Source organism: Mycobacterium sp. (genome assembly GCF_049280035.1).
GTDB lineage: Bacteria > Actinomycetota > Actinomycetes > Mycobacteriales > Mycobacteriaceae > Mycobacterium.
In genome coordinates, this window is the sequence record NZ_JBAPPI010000828.1 from 1 (window position 1) to 5,638 (window position 5,638).

Here is a 5,638-nt window from a genome sequence, read left to right on the forward strand (position 1 = left end):
GATCGCCACCGCGCTCACCGAAGCCAAAACGATTATCACGGTCATGGCCCCGTACGCCGCAAAGCACTACTTCGAAGGCATAGGTGGAGAAGCCGTCGGGATCATTAAAGACACCTTCTGGACCCACAGTTTGCCGCGGGCGATTATCGACCCGGTCGGCTGGTACCAAGACGTTGCTGCCGAAGTCACCTCGGTTGGGCAGCTGACTGGATTGGATGGCTTTCAGAGCTTCAAAGAGGGTTGGAAGGATCTTGGCAAGGGAGTCACCCACTGGGACGAGTGGAGCACAGATCCCTTCAGGGCAGGCGGCGAAACGGTTGTCGACGGCATCACCTTGCTGCTCCCGGGCGGCCCCATATCAAAACTGCCCAAGCTGGGCCGGGCCGCGGCAGACGCCGCCAGAGGGCTCAAGGGACTCCGCGCGCCCAAGCCGCGCCCGATACGCCCTGAACCGCCTGCAAAGACGCCGGCACCTCCTCACGAACAACCGCGGAGCGAACCACCCAAGGGCGGACGCCCAGCGCCCGCGCCGACGCCGCACGTCCCCGCCCCACGTGGCCCAACCGAGTCCAAGCCTCCAGTAGCCAAAAAGCCTGGCCCAAGTGAGGGGCCCAAGCCACCGCTGGAGTCAGCACCATCGAGGCCTGGGCACGAGCCGCCCAGCGGCGAACATTCGCCGGGCCCCCCTCCCTCGGCGCCACCGCCGGCCTCACCCGGCGCATCTCCCCCTCACTCGGCACCGATGCCTGGCGCTGCAACACCCGGTCCCCGCCTGCCAGACGGTGGGCACCCACACGAATCACCGCACGGCGGGGCACCTGACGACCACCAGCCCCGGCCCGCCGACGAGGACTCGCCTCACCAGACCGAGGAGGGCCACCCTGGGGATAACGTCGTTGGTCCCTATCGATTGCCGTCTCCGGAACTAGTCACACCTCCGCCCGATGGCGCATTCTTCTGGTCGGGAAGAACCTCCGAGGGGATAGGAATAGGGCCTCAGTCAGCCGGCGGCAACGGGAGCGCCGATTTGTTTGCAGCATCGCATAGCGGAACCACTCTCGAAGGACTGTTGAAGCGGAACGGCGTGAAAACACCCTTTTTTGATTTTACTGATCCCGCCTCGCAAGAATGGTGGTCGAAGGTCTCCGGAATGTATGCGGAGAATGCCAGAGGTGAGGTGTACGCAGTCGTCGGATCAAATTTGCGTCCGGGGGGTGTCTGGGAAACCGTTGAGCTTCCAAGACTTATCGGTAATCCGAACGTCACTAAGATCGTGGTGATTGATCCTGAGACCGGTCTTCAAAAGACTATATTTGAGCGCTGAAAGGGTTGACCAGTGGACAGTGAAGCCATCAACACGGCGATTGTCGTAGCTATCAAGGATTCAGCGGTTCCACGCATCGACGAGGAGAAGGTGGTCGAAAATTTTGGAACTACGCAAGGCGAAGTACTCACCACAAAGATCTCTGAGTTAGTGCGCGAGGCTGTCGGCATGCCAATTGAGTGGGGAGACATGACCTTAGAGGAAGGTGTAAACGACATCCTTCGGCGCTTCCACGACAGGCATCCGGAACTTTCACACGAAGCGCTGCATGAGATTGGCAGATGCGTCGGCTGGAATCTTCGTTGACCATGGCCGGCGTTCGAAGCGATAACCTGCGTTCGGCATCAGACTCCGCTTCTAGGGGCCGACGCTGTCTTCTCCCCCACAACAGCGGCTCTGCCAAACAACCGAACGCGCCGAGGGCGGATAGTGTTGAACCGTGAGCGCTCCCGGCGGCCCGGGCACTGTCGAACCAGGCCCCCACGCAGAATCCAGTCCGGTTGAACTGGATCTGGAGACGCTGGCCGCCAACGCCAGTGCCGACCGTGCGCTGGATGACGTCCAGACCGACGAGGCCGCCGGGCCCGAGCAGCCGCCGGTCGACCTGACCGCGGCAGCGTTCTTCGACGTGGACAACACACTTGTGCAGGGTTCGTCGCTGCTGCATTTCGGCCGCGGCTTAGCCGCTCGCAAGTACTTCACCTATCGCGACGTGATCGGATTCGTGTACGCGCAAGCCAAGTTTCAGCTCATCGGCCGGGAGAACAGCGACGACGTCGCCGCCGGCCGGCGCAAGGCTCTGGCCTTCATCGAAGGCCGATCCACCGAAGAGCTGGTTCGCCTCGGCGAAGAGGTCTACGACGAAATCATCGCCGACAAGATCTGGGCCGGCACCCGCGATCTGGCCCAGATGCACCTTGACGCCGGCCAGCAGGTCTGGCTGGTCACCGCCACGCCGTATGAACTCGCCATCACCATCGCCCGCCGACTCGGCCTGACCGGCGCGCTGGGCACCGTTGCCGAGTCAGTCGACGGCGTGTTCACCGGCCGGCTGGTAGGTGAGATCCTGCACGGCCCCGGCAAGGCGCACGCGGTGCGCTCGCTTGCCATCCGCGAGGGCCTCAATCTCAAACGCTGCACCGCTTACTCCGACAGCTACAACGACGTGCCGCTGCTCTCCCTGGTCGGGACCGCCGTCGCTATCAACCCCGACAGCCATTTGCGCGATCTGGCTCGCAAACGCGGCTGGGAGATCCGCGACTTCCGGACTGCGCGCAAGGCCGCCCGGATCGGAGTGCCGTCGGCGCTAGCGCTGGGCGCAGCGGGCGGCGCACTGGCCGCGGTGGCCTCTCGACGACAATCACGCTGATAAGCTGCGCCGCTGAGCAACCCTAAGAGTGGAGATCAGCGCATGTCACTTCCCGAGGGCGCCGAAGAACTCATCGGAACGCATTACCGATTCCCGGACTACTTCGAGGTCGGACGAGAAAAGGTCCGCGAGTTCGCGCAGGCCGTCAAGGACGACCATCCGTCGCACTACTCCGAGGCGTCGGCCGCCGAGGCCGGTTACGACAGCACTGTGGCGTCGCTCACCTTCCTTGCGGTCGCCGGACGGCGTGTTCAGCTGGACGTCTTCACCAAGTTCGACATCCCGATCAACCTCGCGCGGGTGCTGCACCGGGACCAGAAATTCGTCTTCCACCGGCCGATCATGGCCGGTGACCGGCTGTACTTCGACACCTATCTGGACTCGGTCATCGAGTCCCACGGCACCGTGATCGCCGAGATCCGCAGCGAGGTCACCGACGCCGATGCGAACCCGATAATCACCAGCATCGTGACCATGTTGGGCGAGTCGTCCAACCCGGACGCGAACGCCGAGGCGACAATTGCTGCAATTGCATCCATCCGCGGCTCCGCCTAGTGTCAGCCGGGAACTTTTAGGGGGAGAGCAACACCGATGAGCACGGATCTCACGCCGCATTTTGACGACGTCCAGTCGCACTACGACCTGTCCGACGACTTCTACCGGCTCTTCCTGGACCCCAGCCACACCTACAGCTGCGCGTACTTCGAGCGCGACGACATGACGCTTGAAGAGGCTCAGCTGGCCAAGATCGACCTGTCGCTGGGCAAGCTGGGTCTAGAACCCGGAATGACGCTGCTCGACGTCGGCTGCGGCTGGGGCGCCACCTTGCGGCGCGCCATCGAGCGGTATGACGTCAACGTGATCGGCTTGACCTTGAGCAAGAACCAGGCCGCCCATGCCCAGGACTCGCTGGACGAGCTGGACAGCCCACGTTCCAAGCAGGTGCTGCTGCAAGGCTGGGAGCAATTTCACAAGCCGGTGGATCGGATCGTCTCGATCGGCGCGTTCGAGCACTTCGGCCGCGACCGCTACCCCGACTTCTTCAAGATGGCGTATACGGTGCTGCCGGCCGGCGGCGTGATGATGTTGCACACCATCATCAAGCCGACTAACGAGGAGTTCGCCGCACGTGAGCTACCGCTCACCATGAAGCTCATCCGGTTCTCCAAGTTCATCATGGAGGAAATCTTTCCCGGCGGGGATCTGCCGCAGGCCACGGCGGTTGAAAAGCACGCGACCAACGCGGGCTTTACGCTCACCAAGATGCAGCCGCTGAGGCTGCACTATGCGCGCACGCTGGAAATCTGGGCTCAGGCGCTGGAAGCGCGCAAGGACGAGGCCATCGCGATCCAGTCCGACGAGGTCTACGACCGCTACATGAAATACCTCACCGGCTGCGCGGAGCTATTCCGCACCGGCTACACCGACGTCTGCCAGTTCACGTTGGTCAAACCGGCCGACTAGAGGTCGGACTACTGCACCAAGCGGTCGGGTCGGGTGTAGACATTCATCGACTCGCCGCGCAGGAACGCGACCAGGGTCAACCCGGACTGGCTGGCCAAGTCGACGGCCAGCGACGACGGCGCCGACACCGCAGCCAGCACCGGAACGCCGGCCATCACCGCTTTCTGCGTGAGCTCAAACGACACCCGGCCGCTGACCAGTAGCACAGTGCCGGTCAGCGGGATGCGGTTGGTTTCGAGTGCCCAGCCCAGGACCTTGTCGACGGCATTGTGCCTGCCGATGTCCTCGCGGACGGCCAAGATCGCACCGTCTGTGCTGAACAGGGCGGCGCCGTGCAGCCCGCCGGTGGTGGCGAAGACTTTCTGTGCGTCACGCAGCCGATCTGGCATCGCCGAGAGCGTGGCGGCGCTGACCACCGACGGGTCGTCGCCGGGACAGTAGCGGCTGGTCAGCCGCACCGCCTCCAGCGACGCTTTGCCGCACACGCCACACGAGGAGGTGGTGTAGAAATTGCGCGTCACATCGACCTCAGGCATCGAAACCTCATCGGCCAGGGTCACATCGAGCACGTTGTAGGTGTTGCGCCCATCCTCGGTGGCGCCGCGGCAATACCGGACAGTGCGCACGTCGTCACGGCAATTGATCACCCCCTCGGTCAACAAAACGCCTTGCGCCAGTTCGACATCGGCGCCGGGGGTGCGCATGGTTACGGTGATAGCACGGCCATTGACCCGAATCTCCAACGGCTCCTCAACGACCAGGGTGTCGGGTCGGTCGACAGCGTCGCCAGCGTTGACGTGATGCACCCGCCGACGCGCCGTTACCCGGCCCACGAGGCTTGCCTTTGCTGACTTTGCGGCGCCTGCTGCCCAGGCTCCAGCCTGATTACGATCGCCTTCGACGCCACCGTCCGCAGCGGACCCGTCGATGTCAGCCCGCGCTGCAGCGACACCATCACCGCCCGCACACCGGCCGCCTCTGTTTTGCGAGCGGCGGCCACCGTGTGCTCGTCGTAAACCACTTCGGTGTCGCGCCGACGGCGGGTGCGGCGGCTTCGATACTTCACCGGCCGATAGACCTCAGCCGAAGAACATGTTGCGGCGCCCGGCCAGCAGTTGATACAGCGTCTGCTGGATGGTTTCGCGCACCTGGTCGGTCAGCTCGAAGGTGACCATGGGATCGTCGGCGTCGGCGCCGTCGTAGCGCGCGGTGGGAATCGGCTCGCCAAAGGCGATGTGCCACTTCGACGGCAGCGGCACCAGCCCGGCCGGACCGGCCAGCGGAAACAGCGGGGTGATCGGGAAGTACGGCAGGCCGAACAGTCGCGCCAACAGCCTGACGTCGGCCAGCATTGGGTAGATCTCCTCGGAGCCGACGATCGAGCACGGCACGATCGGTGCTTTGGTGCGCAGCGCCGCCGCCACGAAGCCGCCGCGGCCGAACCGTTGCAGCTTGTAGCGGTCCTTGAAGCGCTTACCCAG

Annotated in this window: 7 protein-coding genes and 1 pseudogene; 4 read left to right on the forward strand and 4 right to left on the reverse strand. The window is 63.9% G+C overall.

Annotated elements, in window-relative coordinates; translation table 11 throughout:
* A partial coding sequence (locus WAN71_RS26475; RefSeq protein WP_422228167.1) for a hypothetical protein occupies positions 1-271 on the reverse strand: 271 nt, incomplete at its 3' end.
* A 1,065-nt stretch (positions 272-1,336) separates the two neighbouring features.
* Here WAN71_RS26475 and WAN71_RS26480 point away from each other — a divergent pair.
* The 4 genes from WAN71_RS26480 to WAN71_RS26495 all read left to right on the forward strand — a co-directional run bounded on the left by WAN71_RS26480 (position 1,337) and on the right by WAN71_RS26495 (position 4,157).
* Positions 1,337-1,630, forward strand: coding sequence for a hypothetical protein (locus WAN71_RS26480; protein WP_422228168.1), 294 nt, complete (start codon positions 1,337-1,339; stop codon positions 1,628-1,630).
* A 199-nt stretch (positions 1,631-1,829) separates the two neighbouring features.
* Complete coding sequence (locus WAN71_RS26485) at positions 1,830-2,693, forward strand: HAD family hydrolase (RefSeq protein WP_422228173.1); 864 nt, start codon at positions 1,830-1,832, stop codon at positions 2,691-2,693.
* Positions 2,694-2,735: 42 nt separating this feature from the next.
* Entirely contained in the window at positions 2,736-3,248 is a 513-nt protein-coding gene (locus tag WAN71_RS26490; RefSeq protein ID WP_422228169.1) for an FAS1-like dehydratase domain-containing protein, read from the forward strand.
* Positions 3,249-3,284: 36 nt separating this feature from the next.
* Positions 3,285-4,157, forward strand: coding sequence for a cyclopropane mycolic acid synthase family methyltransferase (locus WAN71_RS26495; protein ID WP_422228170.1), 873 nt, complete (start codon positions 3,285-3,287; stop codon positions 4,155-4,157).
* An 8-nt stretch (positions 4,158-4,165) separates the two neighbouring features.
* Here WAN71_RS26495 and fdhD read toward each other — a convergent pair whose 3' ends face one another.
* The 3 genes and pseudogenes from fdhD to WAN71_RS26510 all read right to left on the reverse strand — a co-directional run.
* On the reverse strand, positions 4,166-4,990 hold the full coding sequence (gene fdhD, locus WAN71_RS26500; protein ID WP_422228171.1) for a formate dehydrogenase accessory sulfurtransferase FdhD: 825 nt from the start codon (positions 4,988-4,990) through the stop codon (positions 4,166-4,168).
* Entirely contained in the window at positions 4,978-5,223 is a 246-nt protein-coding gene (locus tag WAN71_RS26505) for a hypothetical protein (protein WP_422228172.1), read from the reverse strand. Before WAN71_RS26505 ends, fdhD begins: the two co-directional genes overlap by 13 nt.
* Before the next feature lie 13 nt (positions 5,224-5,236).
* Positions 5,237-5,638, reverse strand: a pseudogene (locus WAN71_RS26510) (hypothetical protein); the annotation flags it as partial.